Source organism: Ruegeria sp. BB9, assembly GCF_056539345.1.
Genome location: NZ_JBQFUU010000004.1, coordinates 1 through 13,246, shown reverse-complemented (window position 1 = coordinate 13,246; position 13,246 = coordinate 1). Strand labels below are relative to the sequence as shown.

General features: G+C 62.7%; 12 protein-coding genes. 4 read left to right on the top strand and 8 right to left on the bottom strand.

Features of this window, described 5'->3' with window-relative positions; all coding sequences use genetic code 11:
• Entirely contained in the window at positions 1–996 is a 996-nt protein-coding gene (locus ACR0FC_RS13950) for an ABC transporter ATP-binding protein (RefSeq protein WP_170341787.1), read from the top strand.
• Between the two features lie 10 nt (positions 997–1,006).
• Here the strand turns inward: ACR0FC_RS13950 and ACR0FC_RS13945 are convergent, their stop codons facing one another.
• On the bottom strand, positions 1,007–1,708 hold the full coding sequence (locus tag ACR0FC_RS13945; RefSeq protein WP_093963736.1) for a Crp/Fnr family transcriptional regulator: 702 nt from the start codon (positions 1,706–1,708) through the stop codon (positions 1,007–1,009).
• Between the two features lie 179 nt (positions 1,709–1,887).
• Between ACR0FC_RS13945 and hemA the strand changes: the two genes are divergently transcribed.
• Entirely contained in the window at positions 1,888–3,111 is a 1,224-nt protein-coding gene (gene hemA / locus ACR0FC_RS13940) for a 5-aminolevulinate synthase (RefSeq protein ID WP_170341785.1), read from the top strand.
• Between the two features lie 58 nt (positions 3,112–3,169).
• Here the strand turns inward: hemA and ACR0FC_RS13935 are convergent, their stop codons facing one another.
• From ACR0FC_RS13935 to ACR0FC_RS13910, 6 genes are read right to left on the bottom strand one after another with little or no spacing between them, the layout of a single operon-like run.
• Complete coding sequence (locus tag ACR0FC_RS13935) at positions 3,170–3,445, bottom strand: cytochrome C oxidase subunit IV family protein (RefSeq protein WP_170341783.1); 276 nt, start codon at positions 3,443–3,445, stop codon at positions 3,170–3,172.
• Positions 3,446–3,449: 4 nt separating this feature from the next.
• A complete protein-coding gene (locus ACR0FC_RS13930) occupies positions 3,450–3,998 on the bottom strand; it encodes a cytochrome c oxidase subunit 3 (RefSeq protein ID WP_170341781.1) in 549 nt (182 codons plus the stop codon).
• On the bottom strand, positions 3,995–5,917 hold the full coding sequence (locus ACR0FC_RS13925) for a nitric oxide reductase activation protein NorD (RefSeq protein ID WP_170341779.1): 1,923 nt from the start codon (positions 5,915–5,917) through the stop codon (positions 3,995–3,997). The genes ACR0FC_RS13930 and ACR0FC_RS13925 overlap by 4 nt, the downstream gene beginning before the upstream one ends.
• Positions 5,918–5,925: 8 nt before the next feature.
• The gene (locus ACR0FC_RS13920) at positions 5,926–6,741 is read right to left on the bottom strand and encodes a CbbQ/NirQ/NorQ/GpvN family protein (RefSeq protein ID WP_093963187.1); all 816 of its coding nucleotides are present in this window, start codon (positions 6,739–6,741) and stop codon (positions 5,926–5,928) included.
• Positions 6,738–8,138, bottom strand: a complete 1,401-nt coding sequence (locus tag ACR0FC_RS13915) for a cbb3-type cytochrome c oxidase subunit I (RefSeq protein WP_170341777.1) — start codon at positions 8,136–8,138, stop codon at positions 6,738–6,740. The genes ACR0FC_RS13920 and ACR0FC_RS13915 overlap by 4 nt, the downstream gene beginning before the upstream one ends.
• Before the next feature lie 15 nt (positions 8,139–8,153).
• Positions 8,154–8,603 carry a c-type cytochrome gene (locus ACR0FC_RS13910; RefSeq protein WP_093963737.1) on the bottom strand — a complete coding sequence of 150 codons (450 nt, stop codon included), beginning with the start codon at positions 8,601–8,603 and terminating at the stop codon, positions 8,154–8,156.
• Between the two features lie 244 nt (positions 8,604–8,847).
• Here ACR0FC_RS13910 and ACR0FC_RS13905 point away from each other — a divergent pair, with 244 nt between their 5' ends.
• Positions 8,848–9,954, top strand: coding sequence for a Hint domain-containing protein (locus tag ACR0FC_RS13905; protein ID WP_170341775.1), 1,107 nt, complete (start codon positions 8,848–8,850; stop codon positions 9,952–9,954).
• A gap of 5 nt (positions 9,955–9,959) precedes the next feature.
• On the opposite strand, the gene ACR0FC_RS13900 is transcribed toward ACR0FC_RS13905, so the two are convergent.
• Positions 9,960–11,153 (bottom strand): NnrS family protein, encoded by a 1,194-nt coding sequence (locus ACR0FC_RS13900; protein WP_170341772.1) that lies wholly within the window; start codon positions 11,151–11,153, stop codon positions 9,960–9,962.
• Positions 11,154–11,386: 233 nt separating this feature from the next.
• On the opposite strand from ACR0FC_RS13900, the gene ACR0FC_RS13895 reads away from it, so the two are divergent.
• Positions 11,387–13,063, top strand: a complete 1,677-nt coding sequence (locus ACR0FC_RS13895) for a cytochrome D1 domain-containing protein (protein WP_093963191.1) — start codon at positions 11,387–11,389, stop codon at positions 13,061–13,063.
• Positions 13,064–13,246 lie beyond the last annotated feature (183 nt).

Here is a 13,246-nt window from a genome sequence, read left to right as displayed (position 1 = left end):
GTGACCGCCCTGAAACTGACCAATGTGTGCAAGTCCTTCGGACAGGTAAACGTGCTGAAGAACATCGACCTGACCGTCGAGGAAAACGAATTCGTGGTCTTTGTTGGCCCCTCGGGTTGCGGCAAGTCCACCCTGCTGCGCGTAATCGCGGGGCTTGAAGAGGCGACCTCGGGAACGGTGGAAATCGATGGCCAGACCGTCAACGAGGTCCCACCTGCCAAGCGCGGCATCGCAATGGTGTTCCAGTCTTATGCGCTGTATCCGCATCTGACTGTTCGGGGGAACATGGAACTGGGCTTGAAACAGGCCGGGCATCCCAAGAACGAAATCGCGCGCCGCATCACCGAAGCCAGCCGCATGTTGTCGCTGGATCCGTATCTTGAACGTCGCCCGGCCGAGTTGTCCGGCGGTCAGCGCCAGCGCGTCGCGATCGGCCGCGCGATCGTACGGAACCCGAAGCTTTTCCTTTTTGACGAGCCGTTGTCCAATCTGGATGCCGCGTTGCGCCTGAACACCCGGGTCGAAATTGCAAACCTGCACCGCCAGATCGACGCCAGCATGATCTACGTGACCCACGACCAGACCGAGGCGATGACTTTGGCGGACAAGATCGTTGTGTTGCGGGACGGCCGGGTCGAACAGATCGGCAGCCCGATGGAGCTCTACAACAACCCCGCCAACCGGTTCGTGGCCGAGTTTATTGGGTCTCCGGCGATGAATTTCGTGCCCGCCGATCGGATCGGTGGGTCTGGCCGGCAACTTATCGGCATTCGCCCTGAATACGCTCGCCTTGGGCAGTCGGGTCCGCTGTCGGGCACAGTCGTTCACGTGGAAAACCTTGGCGCAGATACCAACGTGTTGGTCGATATCGGCACCGACAAGCCTTTTACCGTTCGGGCCTTTGGTCAGCATCTGGTGTCCCCGGGGACGCAGGTCGGCATCGACTATGATCCGGCCAATGCACTGACGTTCGGAGAGGACGGGTTGCGGGTTTGAACGGGCGCGTTCAGCGCCCCCAGTTGTCGGCCGGATCGCTGTCGGCATAGTCGCGCAGCTGCGGAATGTCCGAGATTTCGGCATGGTTGCGGTTGATCTTCACCCCCACCGCCTTGAGCCGCGAAAACGCACGGCTCAGGCTTTCGGGCTTCATGCCCAGACGCCCGGCGATCAGCATCTTGTCATAGGGCAGCTCGACTTCGCAGGCGCCTTCGTCGCAGTCACACAGGTTCAGCAGGAACTCGGCCACCCGCTGCGCCCCGGTCTGGGCCTTGAGCTGTTCCAGCTGGGACACCAGCGAATGCAAATGTGTGAAGGTCGAAGCCAGGATCGAGATCCCGATCTCGGGATCGGTCTTCATCAAGGAAATCAGCACCGGGCTGGGAATGTGCATGATCTCGCAGGCCGAGACCGCCTCGGCCGAAACCGGATAGGGCACGTTGCGCAGCGCCACCGCCTCGCCGAAACTTTCGCCGCGGGTGAAAACGCTGACCACGGCCTCGGCCCCTGTGGGCGACATGCGGAACAGCTTGACCCATCCGGCCAGGACGACATGCACAGCCTGGGCGCTTTCTTCCTGCACAAAGATCGTCTCGCCACGGTCATACTGGCGCCAGATCGCATGGCTCAGCAGGGTTTCGACATGCTGATCCGGCAGGCTTTTGAGCAGCAGCGACTGCCGCGCAATGGCTTTTTGTGCTTCATGCGCCACGAAGGCATCCCCTCTTGTCCGGCCGAATAACCGGCCCATTCATCCCTGCGCCAGCCTATGCCAAACCCGCGCGCCGCGCACCACCCTTTTCCCGGCGTCGCTTGACTATTGTCATGTTCCCGACGCGCGCGCACCCCTAGTTTTCGGTCCAGCAGCCAGTTTTCCGGGGAGATCGAGACATGGATTACGAGCGTTTCTTCAGCCAGAGCCTCAGCGACCTGAAGGCCGAGGGCAACTATCGTGTCTTCATCGACCTGCAGCGCAAATGCGGCGCCTTTCCCAATGCCCGCCAGACTGATGGCGCGGCGGCACGGGACGTCCGCATCTGGTGTTCGAACGACTATCTGGGCATGGGCCAGCACCCCTCGGTGCTGGCGGCGATGCATGACGCGCTGGACCGTTGCGGCGCCGGTGCGGGCGGTACCCGCAACATTTCCGGCACCACTCATGACCACGTCCTGCTGGAGCAGGAACTGGCCGACCTGCACGGGAAAGAGGCGGCGCTGCTGTTCACCTCCGGCTACGTCTCGAACTGGGCCGCGCTGGGGACGCTGGCGGCGAAGATCCCCGGCCTGATCGTGTTCTCGGACGCGCTGAACCATGCCTCGATGATCGAGGGCATCCGCCATTCGCGGGCGCAGAAGGTGATCTGGAAGCACAACGATCTGGACGACCTGCGCGCCAAGCTGGCCGCCGCCGACCCCGAGGCGCCCAAGATGATCGCCTTTGAATCGGTCTATTCGATGGATGGCGACATCGCGCCGATCAAGGAAATCTGCGACCTGGCCGATGAATTCGGCGCCATGACCTATCTGGACGAGGTCCATGCCGTCGGCCTCTACGGCCCGCGCGGCGGCGGCATCGCCGAACGCGAGGGTCTGATGGACCGCCTGACCGTGATCGAGGGCACGCTGGGCAAGGCGTTCGGTGTTGTGGGCGGCTATATCGCCGCTTCGGCCGCGCTGTGCGATTTCGTCCGCAGCTTTGCCAGCGGCTTCATCTTCACCACCGCCCTGCCGCCGGCGATCGCCGCCGGGGCTGCGGCCTCGATCCGGCATCTGAAACAATCAAATGCGGAACGCGACCTGCAGAAGGAACGCGTGGCCCAGGTTCGCGCCCGGCTCGACGCCGAGGGCATCCCGCATCTGCCCAACCCCAGCCACATCATCCCGGTGATGGTGGGCGACCCGGTCAAGTGCAAGTTCATCTCGGACACGCTGTTGGAAGAGTTCGGCATCTACATCCAGCCAATCAACTATCCCACCGTCCCCAAGGGCACCGAGCGGCTGCGCATCACGCCCTCGCCCGTGCATACCGATGCCGATATCGACCATCTGGTCGGCGCGCTCTCGGCGCTGTGGCAGCGGTGCCAGATCGCCCGGATGCCGATGGCCGCGCAATAGATTTCTGTCCCTGAACTGGCAAGCCGCCGTGCCCCTGTGCGCGGCGGTTCTTTTTGCCTCAGACCAGATAGAGTGCGAAGATCAGTGCCGCAAAGGTGCTCAGCACCAGCGTGAAGCCCCGCAGCCAGGCCGGGCTGCATTCAAGGTCGAGATACCGCGCCAGGATGATGCGGGCCTTGAACAAGGCCAGCAGCAGGATGCCGCCCCCGACCAGCCGGGGCCCAACGGGCACGAGGGTCAGCAGGGCCGAGACCAGGCTGAGCGCGATCAGGCCGGCCCAGGCGCGGGTCAGGCGATCCGCATGGGTGTCTCGGACAAAGGAAAAACTCGGCATCGCGTCACCCCAGCAGGTAGATCACCGGAAACAGCAGGATCCAGACCAGATCGACCATGTGCCAGAACTGGCCGCCGGCCTCGATATTGCGGGGATCGTCGCGCCAGGCGACCAGCAGCAGAATGGCGACCCCGGCCAGCACATGCGCGGCGTGAAACCCGGTGAGAAGGTAGTAGAACAGGAAAAACGGGTGGGTCTCGTAGCTGATGCCCTGCGCGGCCTTGCCGCCATATTCCGCGCCCTTGATGATCAGGAATACCACACCCAGCAGGGCCGCGCCGATCAGGGCCAGCCTTGCGGCGCCGCGGCGTGCCGCCTGTCGCCAGCGCAGGGCCCGCGCCACCAGAAAGCCCGAGGTGACCAGAACCCCCGTATTGAGCGCGGCCCCGGTGCGGTAGAGATGGGCTTGCGCCTCGGCAAAGCCTGCCGGGTCGGTCAGGCGGACGCCCATGAAGGCGGTCAGCCCGGCCCCGAACACCAACAGTTCCGAAACGATCAGAACCCACATCAGCAATTCGCCGGGCAGCTCGTCGATCAGGGACGCATCGCTCATGCGCCGACCAGTTGGCGATAGATCTGCGGCAGCGCCATGGTCAGGCGGTTGGGGTCGGGGATCACCGCGAACCCGCCCTGCCCGAACATGCGCGGGAACCAGCTTTTGCCGGTCTTGTCGATGGTGACGCCAAAGACCGACTGCCCCGCCCGGCGCGCCTCGCGCACGGCCATGCAGGTGTCTTCGATGCCGTGGCGGCCCTCGTAGTGGTCCAGATCATTGGGCTTGCCATCGGTGATCACCAGCAGCAGCCGGCGCTTGCGCGCCTGCGCCGCCAGATCGGCCGAGACATGACGGATCGCCGCCCCCAGCCGCGTGTAATGGCCCGGCCGCAGCGACGCGATACGCTGTTCCACGGTGGCGGTCATGGGCTCATTAAACTTTTTGCAGCGCTGCACATAGACCCGCTGGCGTTTCAGTGAACTGAAGGCGTGGATGGCGAAATCGTCGCCGCAGGCGTTCAGACCCCAGGCCAGCGCCGCCAGCGCCTCGCGTTCGATGTCAATCACCGCACGCCCCGCGACCGCGCTTTCGGTCGAGCGGCTGACATCCAGCAGGATCGACACCGCCAGGTCGCGCGCCTCGGGGCGGGATTGCATCCAGACGCGCTCGTTGCCCTCGCCATTGGCGCGGCGGTCCACGGCGCTGCGCACGGCGGCCTCGATATCCAGCTGGTCGCCGTCCAGATGGCCGCGGGTCATCACGCGGCCCGGGCGCAGGGCCTCGAACTGGCGTTTGACGGCGCGGATGCGGCGGGCGGTGGCCGGGTCCTTGCCGAAATCGGCGGCATCCACGCGAATCTCGGCATCCGAAGTCAGAACGTTGACGTGATCGGGCAGATACTGCCCCGTGCGCACATCCCATTCCGGGTACAGCACACGCCCCGAAAGGCGCTCGCGGTTCACGTCTTCGGGCGCGAGATCGAGATGCAGCTTCAGCCGCGTCGGCGGCGCCTTCGATATCTGGCCCAGCCCGATTTCGTCCTGATCGTCGGCGGCCTTTTTCGCGTTGTCCGGGTCGTCATCGTCGATCCGGCGGTTGAGGTTCAGGAATTCGGCCCAGCTGAGGATCGCCTCGAACTTGTGCAGGATCAGACTGTCCTGCCGCTCGGCCTGGTCGGATTTGCGGCGGCGGGCGCGGTGGGTCTTTTCCCCCGATTCCTCGGGTGGGCCGTCGGTGTCGCGGCTTTCGACCTCGGTGTGTTCGGAAAAGGCGACCGCGCGCAGTTCGGGCCACAGGGGCACCGGGCGGAACGGCTGGTACCCGCGCGGGGCGGCCACGTCGTCGCCCAGGGCGTCATAGGCCTGGGCGCGGGCGGACAGGGGCGCCGGATCACCCAGCATCCGGCGGATCAGGTCTTCGACGGCGGCCTCGGCCGGGGGCAGGCCGGGCAGATTGCGCTGATACAGCACGCCCTTGCATAGTTCGGTGTAAAGCGGGCACAGGCCCGGCGCGTCCTCGAGCGTTGCGGCGACCATCGCGCGGGCCGCCTGCAGGGCGCGCAGATCGGCGCGCAAAGGATCGTCCTCGTCGATGCGGGTTCCGGCATGGGCGGCCACCGCCGCCAGCCAGACATACAGCGCGCCATTGGCCTCGCGTGCGGGAAACACCGCCAGCCGGTCGGGCAGGCGCAGGACCTCGCCGTCGAAACTGGCGCGTGGGATCAGTTCGGCCTCGGTGGCCAGCTTGCGCCGCCAGCTCAGCCGGTGGCGCGAGAGCTCAGGCGAAACCGGACGCAGCTCGACGCCCGGACTGCCGCCCAGCCCCCGGAAAAGAACGGCCAGCCGCCCCGCGACCTGCGACAGGTCGACCGCGGCTCCTTCGTGCACCTCTGGTGCATCAAGGCGGCTGGCAAGGGTGTGCCACAGTTTCCCGATCGTTTCTTCGGGTTCCCATGGCTCAAAGTCGATCCTGACCATCGCCGGCCTCACCCAAAGACGGCGGTGACAAGATCGAGGAGCCCGCGTTTGATATCCTCATCATCGGTCAGAGGTTCGATCATGGCGGCAAGGATGGCGCGGTCGGTGGACATGCCCTGCGCGATCAGCGTCGCGGCATAGACGACCAGGCGGGTGGATACGCCTTCCTCGAGGTCCTGACCCTTGAGCCCGCGCAGTTTTCCCGCCAGCCGCACCAGCGGCTTACAGCGTTCCAGCGGCAGTCCGCTTTCCTGCGCGACCACCTCGGCCTCCATCTGAGGCGAGGGAAAGTCGAATTCCAGCGAGATGAACCGCTGCCGGGTCGAGGGTTTGAGGGTTTTCAGAATGTTCTGATAGCCGGGGTTGTAGGACGCCACCAGCATGAAGCCGGGCGCGGCCTCAAGCTCTTCTCCGGTGCGGTCGATCGGCAGGATGCGACGATCGTCGGTCAGCGGGTGCAACACTACGGTCACGTCCTTGCGCGCCTCGACCACCTCGTCAAGGTAACAGATCGCGCCTTCCCGCACCGCGCGGGTCAAGGGACCATCGACCCAGACCGTCTCGCCGCCCTTCAGCAGGTAACGCCCGATCAGGTCGGCGGCGGCCAGGTCGTCGTGGCAGGCCACGGTATAGAGCGGCCGGCCAAGGCTGGCGGCCATATGGGCCACGAAGCGGGTCTTGCCGCAACCTGTCGGCCCTTTCAGCAGGACCGGCAGCTTGTTGGTATAGGCGGCGGCGAACACGTCGCATTCATCGCCTTGGGGCAGGTAGAAGGGGGCGTCTGCCGCCCCCTTTCCCAGTTGCATCGATCCATCCATGTTCATGACTCCGCTGCCACATGGTCAGGATCGCTTTCCAGACGCTCGCGTTCGACCGGTCCTGGTTCGACGATCTCTTTGCGCGGAACCCAGATCGAGTAGATGAACAGCAGCGCACCGATGACCGCGACCAGACCGGAGCCGAAGCGCATCCAGTAGAAGATCGCGATCTGATCCTGCACATCCATGTAGTAGTCACCCACCACGCGCTGCATGTGCGTCTGGACGGTACCGGCGAAGGTCAGCACGAAGGTCATGAAGACCATGCCGCTGGTCATCAGCCAGAACGAGGCCATGTTCAGCACCTGGTTGTACGGATCCCGGTTTTTCAGGATCGGCATCGCATAGGTGAAGATCGCCAGGTTGAGGCAGACATAGGCGCCGTAGAAGGCCAGGTGCCCGTGAGCCGCGGTGATCTGCGTGCCGTGGGTGTAATAGTTCACCCCGTGCAACGTGTGCAGGAAGCCCCAGACACCGGCGCCGAAAAAGGCCAGCGTGGCACAGCCCAGCGACCACAGCAGTGCGGCCTTGTTGGGATGGTCCCGACGGCCTTTCCAGACCATGACGAAGGCAAAGGCCATCATCGCGAAGAACGGGATTACCTCGAGGCTCGAGAAGATCGACCCGATCCACTGCCAGTAGCCCGGCGTACCGATCCAGTAATAGTGGTGCCCGGTACCCAGAATGCCCGAGAACAGCGCGGCGGCGACGATGACATAAAGCCATTTCTCGACCACTTCGCGGTCAACACCGGTCAGCTTGAGCATCAGGTAGGCCAGGATCGAGGCCATGATCAGCTCCCACACGCCTTCGACCCACAGGTGGACGACATACCACCAGTACTGCTTGTCCAGCGACAGGTTGCCCGGGTTGTAGAAGGCGAACAGGAACAGCAGAGCCAGACCCCACAGGCCCAGCAGCAGGATGTTTGTGATGGCGGTCTTCTTGCCCTTAAGAACGGTCAACGACACGTTGTAGAGGAAGATCAGCGCCGCCACGACGATGCCGGCCTTGACCCATTTGGGTTGCTCAAGGAACTCGCGCCCCTCTTTGCCCAGCAGCCAGTTGCCTTCGAACAGGTTGAAGACATAGGTCAGCACCACACCCAGCGTGCCCAGAATCAGGATCGCCAGCTGGATATAGGCCAGCTTGGTCGAGTGGATCTCGCGCTCGGCCTCTTCGGGGATCAGGAAATAGGCCGCGCCGAAAAAGCCGGTGATCAGCCATACGATCAGCGCGTTGGTGTGCAGCATCCGCACGATGTTGAACGGCAGAAGCTCGCTCAGAAAGTTGGGGGCTACATAGATCCAGCCGGCCAGCAGACCGCCGATCACCTGGATCGCGAACAGGGCCATTGCGAATGCGAAATAGGCATAGGCCACTTTTTGGGATTCGTATTTCATTGCTCCGTTCCCTTCTCAGCCCGCGTCATTCGGGGGCCAGTCCTGAGCGTCGATATTGTCCGTCCAGATCAGGAAGTTGGCCAGATCACGGATCTCTTCGTCGCTGAGGTTGAATTGGGGCATCTGCCGGCGACCGGGAATGCCGGTGGGTTGCGCCTCCATCCAGCCCTTGAGGGATTCAAAGGCCGATTCCGGGTCGTCCAGAACGCCCCAGCGGGTCATCACGTTGGCGACCTCGGGGGCGAAATAGGCACCCTCACCCATGATCGAGTGGCAGTTGATGCAGGCGTGTTTTTCCCAGACATGCTTGCCCCGGATCACGCTTTCATCCAGCTTCGCCGAGTTCGGCGAATTGACGATGTAGAGGTGTGAGTGGGCCGACAGGGCCAGAAAGATTAAGATGAAGAACAGTGACCCGCCATAGAATATGTTGCGGGCCATGCTCTTGGTCATGACTTCTCGCATTGCGCTCTCCTTTGCGCCGCTTTGCTGGTAGTGGGACAATGGCGGGATGGGCGGTTTGCCGCCTTAACGAAAGTCAAGACTCTGCCCTGGCACGCGGCCAATAGGCTACATTCCCTTAAAATAAGCGTGAAATGCCCCGAAATCGCCTTGAACCGCGTCTATCAGGGTGCCAAGTCAGATGGAGTTGCCGGGTCTGTGTTGTGCGGTTCCAGTGTCTTTGAATGAGTGAGTGAACGAGTAAAAGATGGCGAACTATTCCTATATCGGCTACGCGCCGGGGGTGATTTCACTTAGTTTTACCGGGTTTAACTCCGGGACCATCACTCTGAGTTCAGGCTACGATCCGAACACCGATCGCCGGGTATTTGACGTAACCGATGCGGCCGGTGGAACGCTCGTGAACGGGGACCCGGACAATGGAACTGATTTTAACGGCGACCGTTTCAACAACGAAGTCGGCGATGACCTGACACAGACAGGCGTTGTCACCAGTCTTGACGGATCAACCACCTTTGATTCCGGCGCTATCTATCTGGAAGAATCCTACGCCCTGACCAAACCGGGCGGCGGTACGATCGATGTTTTTCGGGTCGAGGTTGAAGGAAGTCTTGTAGGATACATCACGTCCGAACCTTTGGTACCCGGTACCGCCTATTCCTTCATTCGTTCGAATGTGACCCCGTCGAACGCGCCGGACACCACCGATCCTACAGCGATCGTCGACGTGCCCTGCTTTACCGCCGGTACGCTGATCGATACGCCCACCGGCGCCAAGGCGATAGAAGATCTGGCGGAAGGCGACCTGGTTCTGACGCTCGATCACGGCCCGCAACCGATTCGCTGGATCGGCTCGCGCACCTTGACGTCGGCCGAGCTGCGAGCCAAGCCACGGCTGCGGCCGGTCTGCGTGTCTGCGGGTGCGCTGGGGGCGGGTCTACCGCGGCGCGATCTGCGGGTCTCTCCGCAGCACCGGATGCTGGTCCGCTCGGCGATTGCCGTGCGCATGTTCGACGCCCAAGAAGTGCTGATCCCCGCCCATAAGCTGGTCGGCGTTCCCGGCGTTCATGTCGATGAAACTGCCAGCAGCGTGACGTACTACCACATTCTGTTCGACCGCCATGAAATCGTGACCGCCGAGGGGGCTCCGTCGGAAAGCCTGTACACCGGGCCCGAGGCTCTCAAAAGCATTGGCTGCGATGCCCGAGACGAGATCTTCGAGATATTCCCCGAACTTGACGACCCGGATCATGTCCCGATCGCCGCTCGGCCCATTCCCGAAACCGGCAAGCGTGCGCGGCACATGATCCATCGGCATGTCAAAAACGCGCGACCATTGATCGACCGGGCCTGAGCCTCTCAGGACGGTACTGCACGCGGACCCACCAAGGCCGGCCACATCGCCACCACATACAGCGCCATCGCGCTGATCCACAGCCCGTCGGCGACCAGCATGGTGGTCAGAAATTGCGCGTCCAACCCGGACCCAATCCAGCGCAAGATCGCAGCCAAAGCCATCGCTCCGTAGGCGACGACCACCGGAGCGGGGGCGACCAGCGCCCTGCCGCTATGGCCAAGCGCAGCGCGGCTCATGACCGCCAGGGTCATCCCGCCCACACAGCCGATGCCCAACACATGCAGCGCACCGAGTTCGCTGCCGAGGCCCAACAGGCTCATTCCCCACAGAACCAAGCCAAGGCCCAGCATCCCCAGGGCCAGATGCAGCGCAAACAGGATCGGCTGCCGGAGCGCCCAAGCCCCCCGCCAACCTGACAGGCGCAAGCCCTGTATCACTCCGAGGACCAGTGCCATTATCGCGACTGCGTACCCGGCCCCGAAGATCAGCATCGCAGCGGGCAGCAGCAGGGCCAAGACCATATTGCTTTTTTCCATCCAATCGCGACTGACAGGCCACTCAGCTTCGGGCACGCCTGCGCGCTTCATTGCGTTGCGCGTAAAGGCCGGAGTGATCCGACCACCCAGAATGGCGATCATGGAACACAAGGCCAGCAAACCTGTGCGCAGACCGACATCCAGGGTTCCGGCTGTCACACCGATCCAGTCCAGATGGGTCAACAGGTTTGAGACCCAGATGTAGGCCAGCAACAGAAGAAAGATCATATTCTGCGGTTTTGGTCGCCGGATCAACTGGGTGGCGATCTTGGCGGCAAGAACCGGCACGAAGGCGAGGTCGAGCACCGCGACAATCACCGGGTCGATCGCACCCGAGAACCACAGTGCCACGCGCCCGACCAACCACAGCGCCGCTGCAGCGGCAATAAACAAGCGCCGCGCCTCGGGGGCGCCGGTCCAGTTGGGGACGGCGGTCAGAAAGAACCCGCCCAGTGCGGCACTGGCATAGCCGAAAACCATCTCGTGCGCGTGCCACATCGGCGGGCTCATGGCATAGGGCGCCTCGGTCCACATTTCGACCCCGGCCAGCGTTGCCAGCCACCCTCCCCAGGCCAAACCGGCAAACACGCCGTAAAGACCTGCAAACAGAAAAAAGACCCGGAACCCCTCACCCATAACGCGCGTGATTGCCGATGACATGCCTGCTCTCCTTGGCCAAACTGTTCGATGGCCAAGCACTAGCAACCGCCGGGCCCGCCCCCCTTAACCAAAATCAAGCGTCGGCGAAAACATGACCCCAAAAAGCACTTATTTTCATGGCTTTTTTCGGCCCCATTTCCGTCTGAACACCCCCTCCGTTGACTTTCGTCAAGGAGAAGACGCCCGTCCCGGCGCAGTGTCCGGCCTGCCTCACCAGCAAACGGAGAGTGATCATGTCACTTGGAATCAGCCATTACACCACCGGCCGCGCCTTCAGGGTCGGTCTGGCCATGTTGTTGGGCAGCGTCGCTGCTCCGACATTCGCCGAAGAGCCAACCCTGAGCGACGAGGCCTTCGAGGCTTCGAAACAGCTCTACTTCGAACAATGTGCCGGTTGCCACGGCGTGCTGCGCAAGGGCGCCACCGGCAAGAACCTCGAGCCGCACTGGAAGAAAACCGCAGCCGACGGCACCGTGACCGAAGGCGGCACCCTGCAACTGGGCCAGGAGCGCCTTGAAAAGATCATCGCGTGGGGCACCGAAGGCGGCATGAACAACTTCTCGGACATCATGACCGAGGAGCAGATTCGCGACATGGCGACCTACATCATGATGGACGCGCCCAAGCCGCCGGAAATGTCGCTGGAACAGATGAAGGCGACCCGCAAGGTCTATGTCGAAGAGGCAGACTATCCGACCGAGCCGCTGCACGGTCGCAACTGGGAGAACTTCTTCGTCGTCATCGAACGTGACGTGGGCAAGGTTGCCGTAATCGACGGCGACACCAAAGAGGTGCTGACCCACATCCCCACCGGCTATGCCGTGCACGTTCTGAAAGCGTCCGAACACCACAGCCTGACCGAACCGGAACACCCGGGCCGTTTCTGGTACACCATGGGTCGCGACGGCAAGATGACCAAAATCGACCTCTGGCAGACGCCGGACAAGATGTTGGTCTCGGAGGTCAAGATCGCCTATGACGCCCGCGACGTCGCAGTTTCCGGCGATGGCAAATACGTCATCGGTGGTGGTTACTGGCCGCCGCACTTCGCGATCGTTGACGCCAAAACCATGGAACCGCTCAAGGTCGTTTCGACCCGCGGCGTGAACGTGGACGGCGACTATGTCGAAGAGAGCCGCGTGGCCGCGATCTACACGACACCGAACGAACCCACTTGGATCGTCGCCGTGAAAGAACTGGGCCAGTTGTGGCAGGTCGATTACACAGACCTCGACAACCTGCGCATCGATAAGATCGACAGCGCCAAGTTCCTGCATGACGGGTTCTTTGACCCGACAGGCCGCTATTTCCAGATCGCCGCGAACGCGTCGAACAAAATGGTGGTCGTCGATACCGAAACCCACAAGCTGGAAGCGATGATCGACACCGCTGCCTTGCCGCACCCCGGACCGGGCGCAAACTGGGTCGATCCGAACTGTGGACCCGTCGCCGGTACGACCCACCTGGGTGTGGGTACCGTGACCGTTTGGGGCAACGACCCCGAAGGCCACCCGGATCAGGCTTGGAAGGTCTGCTACGAAGTGGAGACGGACGGCCCCGGCCTGTTTGTCCGCACCCACCCGAACTCGGACTACATCTGGGCTGACCAGACCAAACACCCCGAGCCGGAAATCCAGCAGTCGGTGCAGGTCATCTCGAAAGAGACCGGCGAGATCGTGAAAACCATCCAGATCACCGAAGACGAAGGCAGTGCCGCCGTTCACTTTGAATTCAATGCCGACGGCACCGAGGTCTGGGTCTCCAAGTGGAACCTGTCGGACTCCAAGGAGCCCAACGGTCAGATCGTGATCTTCGACGCCAAGACGCTGGAAGAGATCGGCCGCATCGACGGGCTCTATGCGCCGACCGGCAAGTTCAACGTCTACAACCGCTCGAACCACGTCACCTGACGGGTTCGGACCAAACACAGGAAAGGGCGGGCCCCTCGCCCGCCCTTTCCACGTTCGCGGGGCCGCTCTGGCCCGGTGAAACCTCAGCCAATTTCACCGGCCTGACACCCAAGGCCAGACAAGACAGCCAAAACGGAGCCTGGACATGACCCAGTCCGAACCGGAAAAGAAAAAACCGATCTG